The sequence below is a fragment of the Streptomyces sp. NPDC029169 genome, from assembly GCF_055563935.1.
Window position 1 is genome coordinate 97,374 of the sequence record NZ_JBVHXA010000018.1, and the last position, 14,876, is coordinate 112,249.

The window sequence follows — 14,876 nt, forward strand, 5'->3', positions numbered from 1 at the left end:
GAAACTGGCCGCCGAAGCGACGGGGCTGGAGACGAAGCGTCAGCTGACGTGCCAGTCCCCGCCGCCGGCGCATCGGTGGTGTCGGTCTGGCGATCGTTGCTGGTGTCCGACCACCAACCGGATCTCAGCGAGCCAGAATGCCCGAGAAGAAGCCCAGGTGGGGATCTTCCGGGGTGCCCACGAGCAACGCGCGGTCGAGCAGGATGTTGTTGTGCTCGCAGCTCGTCTCCGGGAGCATCACGCAGGCGTGACAGGCGGCGAGGTTGGTTCCGCCGGTGCCGGACGCCTCGGACTCGACGCAGAGCGGGTCGGAGGAGCACCACTCGGCACGGTGGATCGCCGAACGGATCGCTGTGTCGAGGCGATCCGGTTCGCCTTGGGCGACGAGCCCTCCGAGGCTGCCCGCCGAATCGCTCGTAGCGGTGTAGACGAGTACACCCGCCATGTCGTCCGCGGCGTACAGACGCTCACGCAGAGCGGCGGCCGGATACCCGGCTTCCAGGCTCCATTCGCTGATGAGGACGTGGGCCAGCGTGTGCAGCAGCACCATGCGGGGGGTGGCGGGGGAAGGAGCGACCCGACTCGGATCCGTCGCCCGCTGCTCCAGCGCCCTCTGGTGAGCGGTGCGCATCCTCTCGACCCGAGCCGCTACAGCGGGGGCTTTCTCCCAGGACCCGAGTCGGTTCTCGTCCAGGCGGAGGAAGACCCCCTCGCCGCGGACTTCCATGGCGGGGAGCCACTGAGGATCGGAGTCGGAGAGCGGGACCTCATGGGGCTCGGTCGTCGAGTCGGGGTCGGCGAGGCGGGTGAACGCCTTGAGGGCGCGTACCTCGCGGAGCTTCTTCACCAGCATCGGGTCCGTGACCCCGAGCGGGCGGAGCACGCTGGCGTCGCCCAGCGGGGTCTCGCAGATGAACTGCTCCTCGCGAGAGCGCTCGCGCTCGTCGTTGCCCGAGCGGAGCCGCTCGTACTCCTTGTTGCGCAGAGCGCGATAGCGATGGTCGAAGATGGGGGCGTCCTCGCCGTTCGGGTCCTCCTCGCGTTCTGCGTCGAGGAGCGCCATCACCTCGTCGACCGGGACCGGACTCTCACCCTTGAAAGCGAACTTGAGGCACATCTCGACCTCCGTCCGGCCATTCAACTTGCGGAGTTCTTCCCAGTGCTCGGCGAGCGGATCGGCACGGCCGTCGCTCCACGGCGGGATGGAGAGCGCCGACTTCAACACCGGCTGCCACACGGCCGACGAACCGCGCTGGAGGGTTCGCGGAGTCAGGCCGCAGGTCTGGGCAGGGGCGGACGTGCCGAGCCACGGGCGGGTGCCACGGCAGCGAAGGCCCAGATCCTTGAGGGCGCTCCTGCGGAAGGAGCCCTCCATCGAGACCTCGGGCACCCCGCAGGTACAGGAGACGACGATCGAGCGGAGCGAGGAACTGCGCCCGGAGGTACGCAGTTTGAGGGTTCCACCGCACTGACCGGCGGTCGTGGCTCCGCGGCCGGTGGCGCGATGGACCCATTGCCAGTACGGGAACTCATCGAGGTGTCCGGCCTCGCAGGCGATCACGAAACGGGAGGGGACGAGGTCGGCTTCACACGTGCCGCAGATGCTGCGGCCGGGAGGCGGGGTGAAGTCACGGTGCCGGCGCAGGTCGTTGCACTCCGGGCAGGAGTGCATGAGGGGGAAACGTCGGACCCGGAGGCCGTCCTTGCTGGTGTCGTCTGACGCGGGCGGCAGCCGGAAGTGCTGGACGCCCAGGATGCGGGCGAGGCGCCGCTCGTGGATCCGTGGAGCCTCGTCGCTGTTCCAGTGCTCGTCGGCGCCGTCCAGTCCGGAGACGATGAAGGACTCGTGGTCGACGGCCACGAGCGAGCCGACACCGTACGTGGTGATCGCCTGGGCACGACGAACCGCACCACGACGGAGCAGATTGCGGGCGGGCGCGGCGCTGTCCGTGCCGGTCCGGCGGCGGCGTGCGGGGGGCGGGGTCATCGGGATGCCTCCATGAACAGGGCGGACTCGGCGTCGACATCGCGCAGGCTCCACAGTGTGGGCCATGCCTCGGCGTCCTCGGACTCGTCGTCGTACGACTTCAGGAGCGAGGGGATACGGCTGCCCCTCTGGGGTTCGAAGAGCAGCCCGCCGTGCGTGTCGGCCTCGTCGCACCACCAGTCGACGAACTCGTCGAAGGCTCGGGCCACCGCGTCGGCCTCCTCGGGAGTGACCTCCTGGACGCGTTTCAGTAGATCGCGCTTGATGTCTTCCCGGAGCAGGTGCTCGTAGGAGTCCACGCGGCCGGCCGCGTCGTTGGGGCGGGCCGCCGGAATGAGGATGCGCGCCAGGGCGACGATCACCGCGTGCAGGCCCCGCTCCCGGGCACGGGCGGAGAAGGGGGTGACGGAGGTTGACTCGACCTCTCGATAGAGGGCGGAGTGGAAGTGCAGGAAGTTCTCGTAGTGGGAGCGGTCGCGGGAGCGGGTCGCGTTGAGCATGACGGCGACCAGTCCGGGGTGGGCGCGGCCGACACGGCTGGTGGCCTGGATGTATTCGGCGGTGGTCTGCGGCTGGCCCATCACGGCCATCAGACCGAGACGGTCCACGTCGACGCCCACGGCGATCATGTTGGTGGCGAGGAGGACGTCCACGGTGTCGTCGTCCGGGTGCTTCTTCTCGATGCGCTTGAGGCGGGTGGGGATCTCGCTGGCGTCGATCCGGCTCGTCAGCTCCGAGTAGTTGGGGATGTCGCGGACAGCCACACCCTCACGCTCGGCGAGCAGTTCCAGGTAGGCCACGACGTCGTCGTGGACCTGGAGTTCCGCGGCGGACAGCAGCCGGAGGCTGTTGAAGTAGCCGACGAGGCTCCAGTACGCGTCGCGCACCTCGGCCTCGGTCCCTGCGTGCTTGGCCCGGTGCAGCAAGGTCGCGTACGTACGGATCAACAGGGTGGACTGGCTGGTACCGGGAGCGAGGAGGCCGACGTATCGGCGGCTCGCCTTCTCCTCGCGGGGGGTCTCCACCGCGAACCACGAGTCGCGGGAGTCCAGGCCGGCGGGTGGGAACTGGCGTACTTCGCGGGCGAAGAGGTGGCGGCCCTGGTCGGCGGCGCGACGGATCGTCGCCGTGGACGCGATCACCTTGGGGCGATCGGCGAGTGCGTCCACAGCGGTCTCGTAGAGGCCGGTGAGCGTCCCCAACGGGCCGGAGATCAAGTGGAGTTCGTCCTGGACGATCAGCTCCGGAGGCGGGGTACCGTCGCTCGGGTCGTCGCGGTTGAAGAGGGCGGCGGTGGCCGGACGCCACGGCATCGAGGCGAACTTGTCGACCGTGGCGATCACCAATGTCGGGCGAGCGTCGTAGACCGCCTCGTCGATCAGGTGGACCGGCAGGCCGTCGGCGAAGGCGCAGTCGGTCCCGGGGCAACGGACGTACATCCGCTTGGCGTCCTCGTCGACCTCATAGGCGCGGGCATCGAGGCGGGTGCCGCACCAGGGGCAGGCATGCAGCTGAACGGGGTTCTCGGTGGCGAGACGCTTGTCGAGGTCGCCGCGGAGCTCGGTGAGCCTCCCGGCAGCTTCCTTCAGGGTGTTGGGTGTGGCCGAACGCCCCACCCACATGCCGATGGAGAACTCCTCGTCGCCCAACTCGGGCTGGCCTCGGCGCATGTGTTCCATGGCGCAGAGCAGGATCGCGGCACGCTCGAACTGCTGGAGCGTGAGCAGCCGCAGCGTGTACCGCATGAGCACCGTGACGCCGCCCCCGTCCGCGCCCCTCCGGATGCGACGCAGGAACGAGGTGAGGGCGATCAGACCGAGGTACGCCTCGGTCTTGCCACCACCGGTGGGGAACCACAGCAGGTCGGAGACGGCGCGGTCGCGGTGCTTGGGGTCGTCGACGCCGGCCAGGCAGAGCAGTACGAACGCGATCTGGAACGGACGCCAGCGGCCCGCGGCCAGGTCGGGCGAACCCTCTCGGCCGCCCTTCACCCACGCGCTGCGAGCACGCTGCTCGGCCATGGCCTGGTTGGCGAGCTGGAACGCCCGCATCAAGTCGGGCTTGGATCCCAGCAGTTCGATGCCCTCGCGAATGCGGCCGAGCGCCTCACGGCAGGCCTCCACCTGATCCCGCGCGGGCTTCTCGTACGTGCCACCGGCCAGGGCTTCGGTCTCGATCTCCTTGCGATCGATCCAGCGCTCGTAGCCTGTGGCAAGCTCCTTCAGAGCGCCCAGGACCTCGGCGTCGGAGCTCTTCGCCAGGCCGAGCATGGACAGAGCGGAGCTGTCGATCTCAGGATTGGAGTCTGTGAGCAGCACCTCGACGCTGGGGACGAACTCGCTCCGTACTTCGGTGACAGCGGCCCGGACGGTGTCGGTCATGCCGATCGGCGGTGGCGTCCAGTCCCATTCGGCGGCACAGCCGTGACCGACGGCGAACGTCGGGGCGTGGCGGTGCAGCAGCCGGCTGGTGGCGACCTCGGGGTCATGAGCGGCAGCCGGGGCGGGGCGCTCGACGAAGGCGGTGGAGCCGTTGGCGGCGCGGATCGTGAGACCGCACTGGAACAGGGAAAACGCGTCCTGGAGTTCCCGCTCGCCGACCCGGTGGGTGTTGACCAGGGTGACCGTGATCGTGACCGTACCGGTGGTCGGGTCGGAGCGGCGGACGTTGACGCGCAGCGCCGCCCCGGCACCGAGGTCGACCTTCTTGTCGGGGTCGGGTGCGGTCACGTCCACCAGGGTGTCCGGAAGCTCGAGCTCCTTGCGCCGCCACTGTTCCCGTTGGTCGGAAGTGGTGCGAGCTTCGGCACGGCGGGCCGGGATCGGGTTGCCCTCCGCATCGGTGGGCTCGTAGACGGCGGCACGCGCCGAGACAACGATCTCATCGCTTATACCCGGGTCGATCGCGAAGGTCAGACCCATCGAGGAGGGACGGCGGGACCCCGCAGCGCCGACCTCCTGCGCGGTGCCTGATTCCTCGATGTTGTCACGGGTGCGCAGCGGAGCGCTGTCCAAACCCTCCTGCTCGGCGTCGTCCTCAAGGATCCGTTCCTCCGCAGCAGCGTTCGCCGACCTCGGGTAGAGGACGCCCGCCAGGTAGCGGTCGATCGGAGCGTCCTGGGTGAGGACTTCGTCCCGATCCTCCGACGCGGCGTCCGGAGCCGGGCCGTGGAGCTCGCGGCGGAGTCCCACCAGGAGTTCTTCGTCCCTGACCCGATAGTGCTCGGAGTGCCGACCTGCCACGTCCGTCATGCGCGCTGCTCCTCGCTATTGTCAGCCCGTCGATACTTTCCGATGCCGGTGATCCGGGGGACTATCCACACGCCTCGGTCGCCGAGGCCGACGTTGGCGCCGGCGGCGGTGCTGCCCGTCACGGTCTCCAGCGTGTCGATGCGCATGCCGTGGATCTCGTCGGGCCACCAGGGGTCCCAGGTCCTGTTCACTTTCTGCACCTGGAACAGCTCTTCGCGGAACCGCTCCGACGCCTCGCCGATCTGCCGCCCGTCGTGCACCAGGGCGTACGGCGGGCTCTGGTACTCGCCCATCGGAAGGTCGTGGCGCTTGCACAGCACCACTCCATGCCCCGGGCCCACGTGCTTCACGAGATACGCCTGAGTCGCCACGGCGTCGGTCTCGTGGCCGGGCGGATTGTCCTGGCAGACGTCGCCCGCCTCGGCGACGATCCCGAACCTGTCGTACGACCGCCACCCGCCGACGTACCGGCGGCCGTTCCTCCGCCCCCCTGCTCTCTTGATGATCGGCAACTCGGGGGGCTGTACGTGGTAGAGGTCCTGGCGGACGCGGGTCATCGCCACGTACAGGGCTCGGGCCTCGGCGGGCAGGTCCAGATCGTCCTTGTACTGCTTGTGGAGCTCTGCGACGGTCGGCGGGGTCAGGACGATCACCCGGTCGAACTCTAGGCCCTTCGCCCTGTGCACGGTGGAGACGACGATCCGTGTGGTCTCTCGGTCGGCCGCCTCGTCGGGGAACCTGCCGTCGGCGACCAGGCGGCGCAGTCGCTCCAGATCGAGCACATTGCGCCCGGCCGTGCGCGTGGCCCGACGCAGCACCGTCCACAGAGCAGCCGCATTCGGCTCGTACGGCAGAGGGATCTCCGCGAGGAGCGAGCGGAACCGGTCCTCGTTGACGCCGGTCGCCTCGGTACTGCGCAACAACTCGGCCACCCAGTACGGCACCGGCCGCTCCTCGAGGGGGCGCCGCAGCCGGTGCTCGACGCCATGCTCGTGGAGCAGGCCGGACATCACCAGGGCCTGGCGGTTGTCGCGGGTGAGGATCGCACAGGTGTCGGAGAGATTCCGTAGCCCGTCCACGGTGAATTGATCGGTGAGGTCGCCCATCCCGTTCGCCGGATCCAGGAGCAGATCGCGCAGTTCGTCGTAGAGCGTCGCTGCCTCGTCCGTGTCGCTCACTTCCTGGAGCCGGGGACCGTGCGCGAGCGCGACCCGGGCCTCGGGAGTGACAGCCCGGAAGTTCTCAGTGAGGCGCAGCTCCACCAGATCGTCGGGGTACGAACAACGCAGCCACTCGAAGAACCGGCCGGTCTCGTCGGCGCGTTCGGCCAGGTTCTCGATCTGGAAGCCGTAGACGGACTGGGCGGCGTCGCCGACCACGGTGAACCCACAGCTGTCCTGGTAGCGGTCGAGGAGAGCCTCCACCAGTTCCCGGCGGTCGGCCAACAGGTCCTGCACCTCGTCGATCACCACATGGGAGGGCGGGACGGCGTCGCCGGCCTCCAGCGCGCCCTTCTCGATCGCCCCGACCGCGGCCTTGATCCGCTCGTCGAAGGAGGCCGCACCCCACTCCCGGTCCGGGAACGCCTGGAGGAGCACCCCGTACGCCCAGGCGTCGAAGGTCTGGGCGCGCACCCGGCGGGCCTGATCCCCGTGCCGGGCGATGCGCTCGCGCAACTCGCGAGCGGCGGCTCGGGAGAAGGCGAGCACCAGGATCTCGGCGGCCTCCAGCGCTTCGTCCGGGTCCTCATGACCGCACAGCGCATCGAGCCGGCGCACCAACGTGTGTGTCTTGCCCGCCCCGGCACCGGCGGTGACGAGGACTCGCGCGTCCCAGGGCTGCTCGACCACGGCCCGCTGCTCGGCGGTGAGCGGAGGGCTGTCGAGGTAGGCGTCGGTCACTTACGGCTCCACAGGTGCTCGAACTGGGTGAACGCAAGCTGGGTGTCGAAGTTGGCGATGTTGTCGCTGACGTTGAGGATCAGGCAGGTGTCCTTGCCGCCGTTCCTGGGGCCGCGCAGACCACGACCGATCATCTGCTGGTAGACGTTGGTGCTGTACACCGGCCTGGCCACGACCACGGCACGGGTGGCCGGCGCGTCGAAGCCTTGGGTGAGGACACCGTAATTGGTGAGCACCCGGATGCGGCCGTTTCGGAAGTTCTCGACGCGAGTACGACGATCCTGCGCACTCGTCGTCGAGTCCACGGCGGCGGACGGGATGCCTTGGTCGTTGAACATGGCAGCCAGGTACTTGGCGTGGTCGACAGAGGTGGCGAAGAGCAACGTCGGCCAGTCGTCCGGCAGTTCGGCCACCGAGTCGACGATGCGTCGACTGCGTGCATGGTCGTCGGCGAGCCGCTGCTCCGCGGCACGGGAGAGCATCGCCATGCGATCGGCGTGCGTCTTCTCCTCCTGGCTCAGCTCGAGCCGGCCGCCCTCGAGCGTGCGGTGCTCGACCTGGGCGAGCATGCCCCAGTCCTGGAGGTCGCGATACGGGTCGCCCGATGGGAAGATCCCTTGGTCGAGACGCCTGTTGCCGAAGCGGTTGATCAGGCGGCGGGTCTCGTCCTCGTTGGTGTTGCGGAACGGGGTGGCGGTCAGACCGAGCAGATGCCGGCCGGTCTCGTACTGGGTGAGCCCCAACCGGCCCAGGATCTCGGTGTACCGCTTGGAGATGGCGGTGTGCGCCTCGTCCACGATCACAAGCGCGGCCTGGCGCAGCCACGTGTACTGATCGGTGCCCAGACAGCGCTCCAGCTTGGCGTCGATGGCGACCACCAGATGCGGGTGGTCGACGACATCCCCGACCTCGTTGCTGCCCCAGAGTCGGCTGATGGTGAGCGGGCGTTCCGCACCCACCTTGCTCCAGACGAACTTCCAGCTCTGAACGGCCTGTTCGCACAGCTCTTCGGTCTGAGCGACCCACAGCAGAGGGCCCTTGAGATCGCCGACCCGCTTGACCCAGCGGATCACGGCCTCGGCGGTGACCCGGGTCTTGCCGGCGCCGGTGGGCAGCGAGAGCATGCCGCGCTGGGGGGCCAGCCGGTCGAGCATGGTGGAGATGTTACGGACCAGGTCCTCCTGGTAGTCGTGGAGGCTCGGGAAGTCCCGAGGGCCCTCGACGGTTTCGAACGGAGGCGGTGACGGAGTCCTTGAACCGGCGAAAGATACTGGCAGTTTCAGGTCCGAGACGAAGGCGACGGCGGCCGACGAACCCGTGTAACCGACCGGCGCGTCGGGGAACCGTGCCTGGATGTCGCGGGCGTGCTGCTGGAGCACCCCGTCACCGTGCGCGTTGAACGCCATCTGCGCGATCCGGCGCCCTATCGGCTCCGCGCCGTCGGCCGCCTGCACCTCGGCCTCCATCAGCCCTTCGGGAAGCCCGGCGCGGAGCGCCTCCGCACCCACCAGCAGCTCGATCTTGGCTACCACGTCCTCGGCATCGCGTACGGCCTTCTTCGCAGCCTGCATCGCGCTGTCCCGTGCCATGCGGTCCTGTTGCTCCAGCACGGCCCGGCAGCCGGCCGCACCGAGCCCGAGCCCCAGCTCGAGATCGATCAGGCGCAACATAGGCTCAGGATCCAGCGGAATACGGACCTTGACCGTGCCGTCCTGACGGACGGCCTTCAGAGGATAGGCATGCGTTCCGTTGGGGGTCCGCATGACCTCCTCGAGCTCGGTGCACCGCTGCACCATGCTGTTCCGGTTGGTGCTGCTCAGGCGTTGACGCAGGGCGGGGTACAGCTCGACCAGCGGAACAGGGTCGCCCTCCGGAACCTCACGGGTCTCCTTGCTGATCACGTCGGAGTAGCGGAGCATGCCCCACTTCTCGACCATCAGCTCGGCGTCCTCGGCGGTCGGCACGAGCAGCGCGGGCAGCTGTTCGGCACGGAGCGCCCGGTACTCGGCGGCACCGACGGCGAGGGTGATCTCGTCGTCGGCACGGGTCCCCCAGGTGTCGCCGATGCGGCAGCGCGTCAGCGAGTCCTCTGGGAAGTCCGCGCCGAACCGCGTCAGCATCACGTAGGTGGCGCCGACGAAGGAATCGTCCTCGCTTCGCGACACCTTGTCGAGGAGCGTGTCCCAATGGTCGGAGGGCACGTCGTCGACCGTGGTCGGGAGGCGCAGCTTGCGGGCCTTCTCGGGGGAGAGATCGGCGACCGGCAGTACGTCACGATAGGCGGCGAGCTGCGGTCCGACGGCCTCCTTCAGCGGCTTGATCCCCTGGGAAGTGGCGACCGTCCCGTACTTCCGCAGCATCCAGCGGATCGGAGAGGGAACGGCCTGCCGGATGCCGGTCTGCGCGCCGACCTGACGGGTCCAGTTGTCCACCACGGCGTCGTCCGGCAGTGCATTCAGGAAGGCGGCGCGGGACTCCTCGGAGAGTGCGCGGAAGAGGTGGAGCGGGCCACCGATCGCGGCTCCCTCGACCTTCATGCGATTCAGCGTGGGACGGGGGGCACGGCTGTCCAGACTGCGCAGGTAGGCGCCGTGGACGGCCTCACGGTATTCCTCGAACCAGGCCTCCTCCGTCGTGGGCTGTACGCCGGTGGTCGGCCGTTCCCGCAGGCCGACCTGGGAGAAGAAGAGCTTGTCGTCGGAGTGGAACGCCATGTCGACTGCGACACTCGGGTCGCGCTTGGCGTCGACCACGACGCCCGGCAGCATGCAGTCCTCGATCGGCCGGAATCTCCCGTCGGCGGTTCGTGCACGCAGAGTCGAGCGCGGAGTGGGCACCCGCTCCAGGACCTTGTGAGCCAGTCGTCCCACCCCGGCCTGGCGGAAGAGCTCCCAGAACCGCTGCCAGTCGGACTCGCTGTAGTGCTCGAAGCCCTGGTCGAGAACGCTGGTGAACCGGCCCTCGACGTCGGCCTCCCGGATACCCAGGGCGTTGAGCGCGTGTGCCAGCGACGGTTCCTGGGCGATCTTGTCGGCCACGTACACCAGGGACTCGCGCAGTCCGCCCTGGTCGGCGCGGCGGAACACCTTGCCGTGCACGGGGGCGACGAGACCGTGCTCCTCGGTGAGGACGATGTGGGCTTTGCGGGCCTCCTCGGCGAACGGGGATTTGGCCTCGATCATGTCGGCGAGGATGCGGATCGCCGTCGCGGACGCTTCAGCGGTGCCGCTCTCCACGAGGGCCTCCAGCCATTCGCGGACGCTCGATCGCTGGTGCTTGGCTGCGCTGAGGATGTGTTCGACCTTGCCGGAGCGCAGAGAGTCGACCTCGACGCTCGGGTGCAGCCAGTCCGACGGGCGGTCCGGGCACTCGTGCCACATCCGCAGCCAACGGGCGAGGGCCTTCAGTTCCTTCTTGGGGTCCTTGGGACGAGGATGTACCCGCAGGTCGGTCGGCACACGCAGCACGCCGTTCTGGTCAGGTAGCGACGGATGGAGTGCGGCGCGAATCCAGATCTCGTCGGTCAGGAACTCGTCCGCCCAACTGATTGCCTCCTTGACGCGCCCGGGTAGCAGCGGGAGGTAGGCGGCAGGGTCCTCGGCGGGCGCCAGGGCGGGGAGCGAGTCGACGACCAGTTGCGCCGCCACCCGGATCATCTCCTGGTTGAAGGGGGAGGAGTCGAGAAGATTCTGCCGGTCCTCGTTCGTCTTCCAGGCGCCGTTGAGGATGCCGCTCAGCGACATCTCGTACTTGGTCGGGAAGAAGGACCAGAACCTGCCGCGACCGCGCGACCGCGGGCTGACGTACAGACCGCTCTCCTGGTCCTTCTCCAGGGTGGGGACGCCCCAGGCAAGGTCGAGCGTGAGCCTGTCGTGCAGCTCTCCGGCGTCCGCGCGGGCCGCGGATCCCGGTGCGTGGGTGGTGGTGAACACTCGCCACCGCTCGCCGGCGACGGCCTTCCCGGTCCGCTCCTCGACCACGGTGTGCAGGCCGTCGGCCTGCTGGGTGGTCAGCGTCCGACGGGCCACAGGCCGGTGCCGGCGGTCCTCCAGTACGACCTTCGCAACGTGCGGCGAGAAGAGCTGGAAGCCGACCGGGAACTCCTCGCGGGGCTCGCCGTGGTCCTTGGCGCGACCGCCGTGCATGTCTCGGCCCAGCCGGTCGTCCGCCTTCGGGAGCAGAGGGAGGCGGACGACGGTGGTCGCCCAGGTCAACAGCTCGTTCAGGACGGGGTCGGCAGCGCGCTCGGCCTGCACGTCGAGCGGACGGGCCATCCGCAGGACGGGGGCGTCGAACTCCGGGCCGTAGCGCGCCGTTACGCCGGGAACGGCCTTGATCTGCTCGTACGACCAGGCGCGGTCGAATCCGAAGCTTCCCGTACGGCTGAAGAATTCCGGTGCGTCCGTCACCACGAGCACCGATTTCACGCCGACCCCGAATCGACCGATCTGCCCTCCGCGCTTCCTCGACATACTCATGCGAAGAATTGTTTCCGCGCCTTCCGGGGTCACCGGATTTCCCTCGTTCGCGCAGTACAAATGGTTCTCTGTGAGGACGACATGGATTCGTCCACCCGGCTCTTCGGCGATTTCGTCGGCCGCGTTCTGGACGAGCTCAAAAAGCTGACGGTCGCCATATCCACCCTGAGTGATACGGCGCTCACCATTGGCGTGTTCGGCAACGAGGCCGGGGTCCACGGCGTAAGTCTGCAGGACACGAGAGGACTGTTCGAGAACGGTTTGAACCACCGAAGGGGATGAAGACGGCAATGCTCTGCACTCCTGAGGTGTCAAGGTCCGGGCGAAAGCGTGAATGACGGGCCGACCGCCGGCCCGTGTGATGGCATGCGTGTTCTGGGAAGGACCTGAGGTCCGCGGCGTGCTGCGAGTCAGGCCGAGGGGGAGGTCTCGTCCGGCAGTTCCTGAACGGCCTTCGCCAAGTCGGGGAATCTGTGGGCGAAATTCTCTTCGGACAGGTTGTGCTGGTGCAGAATTTCTGCCACCTCGATCTTGCTTTGCGCTGTCTGGATCCTCAATTCAAATGAGTCTAATTCCCGGAGCGAGTCCAGGAAGTCGCCGCAATCCATTTCATCCATGGAGTGGTCCGCCCCTGTTGCGTCGTGTCTTGTAGTCGCACAGGGGTGTATTCAGATACACGCCCCCCGTGAAACGGATGGGTATTTCTTGGGTGAGATACTTCTTCCCACCGATCACGCTAGCGGGTGAATGTCTTGCGCCGCCACCCCTTTCGGGAAGGTTTCTCTCCGCACGGTGCTCAGGTGCGGATTCGGGCGCACTTCTCCCCTAGCCGCCCGTTCTCCCTAATTTCGGGTTCCCCTGAGCGGGATGGCTTTTCCATCGTCACCGAAGCTAGCGGCAGTCACTCGATCGTGCAAGCTCAACTTCCTTTGTATTGCCGTGAGTTGACTACTCCGCTTACAGAAATGCTCATAGAGTGACAAGTTCCGGCAAGTTGGGCATCTGTGTCGAGTGGCGAGGTGATCGGTTTGTGGTCAACTGCTGATTGACGTCGCGGTAGTTGTCAAATTAGCCTGCTCGGACGACTCCGAGGAAAGAGACAGGTGGCGCGTGGAGACAGGTGAGGAGTTCGGGCCGTGGCTGGCCCGTCAGCTCAAGCTCTCGGGGAGGACGCAGGCCGAACTGGCCGAGGAGCTCGGACTGACTCGAGCCGCGGTCTCCGCCTGGATCACCGGAAGGTCGACTCCCCGTCCGACCGTCATGCAGGACATCGCCAAGGCACTCGGCACGGACCTCGGTACCGTGCACACCCGCACCACCGACACACAGGCCGGCCTCCCGCTCTCCTGGTACCACCGCCCTGGATACCTCGACGGTGGTCGGGACCTGGGCAATGCCGCCGCCTTCGCGTTCGATGCCGATGTGCAGGTCCTCGCGCGCGAGACGTGCCAGAACAGCCTCGACGAGCGGCTGACGGAGAACGGACGCCCGGTCCGCGTTCGCTACACCCTCCACGAGCTGACCGGCGAAGCCCTGGACGCCTTCCGCGAGGCGATTCTCTGGAACGACCTCTTCCCGCACTACTCAGCCGTCTCGGAGATCGCCGGCAACCAGAAAGTCGGGCGGGTCGTGGACGCCGGGGTTCGCGACATGTACGAGAAGGGCCGCCTGGTCCTGCTACGGGTCGACGACTACAACGCTTCCGGGCTCACCGGCGACGACTACGCGGACGGCAAGTTCGCCGCCGTGGTCAGGCGCCAGCTGGAGAGCCTCAAGTCCGGCCCGGGCGCAGGTGGTTCGTACGGCCTGGGCAAGGCGACGTTGTGGGCCACCAGTGCTCTGGGGCTCGTGTTCATCAACTCCACTCTGTCCGAGCCTCATGAGGGGCGTACCGAGCGACGGGTCATCGGCCGTCTCGAACTGCCCTGGCGTGAGGTCCACGGCAAACCGTGCGCGGGCCCCGCCTGGTTCGGGCGCCCCGATCCCGATTCGCCGGGTGCCGAGGTCGCCCGTTCCTGGTGGGCGGACGAGGAGACCGTGTCCCGTCTGCACCTGAGCCGGGACAGCGACGAACCCGGTACTTCCTTCCTCATCGTCGGCGCGCACGACGTGGCCAGTCTCGAAGGGAGTTCGTCCGACCTCGAGGACGACACCCTCGACGAGGAGGGCAGCGAGGACACGCGCGACATCCGCAGGATGCACCGCCGTTTGGTCGAGGCGCTGGGGCGGGACTTCTGGGCCGCGATGACCGGCGGGGGCGGCAGACTTCCTCTCCTGGAGGTTTCTGTCCGTGCCCTGCGCAACAACGGCGAGGTCGTCGTACCGGAAACGCAGGTGGACCCGTCGGCCCTGCAGCCCTCCCGGACCCGCGCGCTGCGGGCACACTACGAGGGCACCACAGTGGATCGGCTCACCGAAGCCGGGCAGGTGGCGGCACGGAGTATTCCGCTGAAGCTGCCGCTGTCAGGAGTCGTCCCCGGGACGCTCGGGACGCACCAGGCGGTCCTGTTGGTCACCGAAGCCGCCAATGACGCGGACACACCGAAGAACCAGGTGCATTCGCTGCGCGGCAACCGCATGACCGTCAAGAAGGCCGGGGTCCCGAACCTGCCTCTGGGGACCAACCCGTTCCAGGCTGTTCTCCTGGTGGGAGAGGCCGCGGGGGAGTCGGCGCCCTTCGCGAAGGAAGCCGAGGAGTTCCTGCGCGCGGCGGAACCCCCTGAGCACGACCGCTGGGGGCAGACGGAGGAGCTGACCCTGCGCTGGTCGCCCTCCGCGTACCGGCGGATCAACAAGCTGACCACAGAGGTCAACAGCGCGGTCAGGGAAATCGTCGCGAGGCCGAAGCGCGGCAGCAGCGAAGGCGGCGAGGCCCTGCGCAAGGCGCTGACCGTGAGGAACCGGCCCAAGGCCAAGGTGCCCACCGGTCCTGTGGTCCCGGTGCTGGACGGGCTGGAGGCGACGATCGGCGATGAAGGGGAGTGGCGGATCACCGCGGAAGTGAGCATCCCGCGCGGCGACGAGATCGTCCCGATGGTGCCGGTCGCCCAGCTGGACGTGCGCTCCGGGGGCCGCCCGAAGCTGGACTGGGCAGAACTCGTGGCCGTCGAGGGCTGTGAGGTCGAGGACGGGACCCTGCGCTTCACGCCCGGCGTGCGTCGCGCGAAGTTCCGAGGAGCCACTGATGTCACCAGCCACCCGGTCAGGACCACGCTCACCCGCCTCGTCGTCGAACTGCGTGCCGGCAAGGGGGAGTGAC

General features: G+C 68.1%; 6 protein-coding genes. 1 reads left to right on the forward strand and 5 read right to left on the reverse strand.

The window, feature by feature from the left end; translation table 11 throughout:
* Positions 1 to 124: 124 nt before the first annotated feature.
* The 5 genes from drmB to ACZ4VI_RS28605 form a co-directional block, all read right to left on the reverse strand.
* A complete protein-coding gene (drmB, locus tag ACZ4VI_RS28585) occupies positions 125 to 1,987 on the reverse strand; it encodes a DrmB family protein (protein ID WP_468003803.1) in 1,863 nt (620 codons plus the stop codon).
* Positions 1,984 to 5,238 carry a helicase-related protein gene (locus ACZ4VI_RS28590; RefSeq protein WP_468003805.1) on the reverse strand — a complete coding sequence of 1,085 codons (3,255 nt, stop codon included), beginning with the start codon at positions 5,236 to 5,238 and terminating at the stop codon, positions 1,984 to 1,986. The genes drmB and ACZ4VI_RS28590 overlap by 4 nt, the downstream gene beginning before the upstream one ends.
* On the reverse strand, positions 5,235 to 7,139 hold the full coding sequence (locus tag ACZ4VI_RS28595) for a UvrD-helicase domain-containing protein (protein ID WP_468003807.1): 1,905 nt from the start codon (positions 7,137 to 7,139) through the stop codon (positions 5,235 to 5,237). Before ACZ4VI_RS28595 ends, ACZ4VI_RS28590 begins: the two co-directional genes overlap by 4 nt.
* Complete coding sequence (locus ACZ4VI_RS28600; RefSeq protein ID WP_468003809.1) at positions 7,136 to 11,908, reverse strand: DEAD/DEAH box helicase; 4,773 nt, start codon at positions 11,906 to 11,908, stop codon at positions 7,136 to 7,138. Before ACZ4VI_RS28600 ends, ACZ4VI_RS28595 begins: the two co-directional genes overlap by 4 nt.
* A 119-nt stretch (positions 11,909 to 12,027) precedes the next feature.
* Positions 12,028 to 12,234 (reverse strand): hypothetical protein, encoded by a 207-nt coding sequence (locus tag ACZ4VI_RS28605; protein ID WP_468003811.1) that lies wholly within the window; start codon positions 12,232 to 12,234, stop codon positions 12,028 to 12,030.
* Between the two features lie 493 nt (positions 12,235 to 12,727).
* On the opposite strand from ACZ4VI_RS28605, the gene ACZ4VI_RS28610 reads away from it, so the two are divergent.
* Entirely contained in the window at positions 12,728 to 14,875 is a 2,148-nt protein-coding gene (locus ACZ4VI_RS28610; protein ID WP_468003813.1) for a helix-turn-helix domain-containing protein, read from the forward strand.
* The last annotated feature ends 1 nt before the right edge of the window (position 14,876 follow it).